At 19.2% G+C, this 567-nt stretch carries 1 pseudogene; it reads left to right on the forward strand.

From position 1 onward, the window contains the following. Window positions 1-277: 277 nt before the first annotated feature. Window positions 278-567 (forward strand): annotated as a pseudogene (locus tag LUA84_RS02090) (glycosyltransferase family 4 protein); the annotation flags it as partial.

The following is a 567-nucleotide window of genomic DNA, read 5'->3' on the forward strand; positions in this document are numbered from 1 at the left end:
GAATCAATTTATTATGCAAAACTTAATAATGTAAAAAATTATATTAATGGAATATTAAAATATTATCAAATATGGAAAAATAATAATGGATAAATATGAAGAATTATCTAAAAAAGCCAGAGAAATTGCAAGTAAATTTGATTCGAATATAATATTGCCAAAAATAGAAGAGATGTTTAAGAAAGTTTATGAATCTTCATAATTATTTTTTATTATGAATAATTTTATTCTTTCATCCATGGTTAAAATCAAAAGGTGGTGCAGAAAGAGTTAGTTTATGAATACTATAAAAGAACTGCAACATAAAATAAAGATATTAACTTGGAATTATATTAAAGAAAAAACTTATGATTTTAAAGAAGAAGATATAATGAATGTATATGATAAAAAATATGAAAGAATATTTAGAGGATATTTAATTAGAGGGGGATTTTCATTATTAAATTTATTAATAAAATATGAAATTGATAATTTTGATTTGTTATTAATATCTACAGGTGGTATTGCAGAATTAATATTAACAAATCAAAATTTTAATATATCAAAAGTTACATATAATCATACAAT

It is taken from the genome of Candidatus Nanopusillus massiliensis (genome assembly GCF_920984865.1).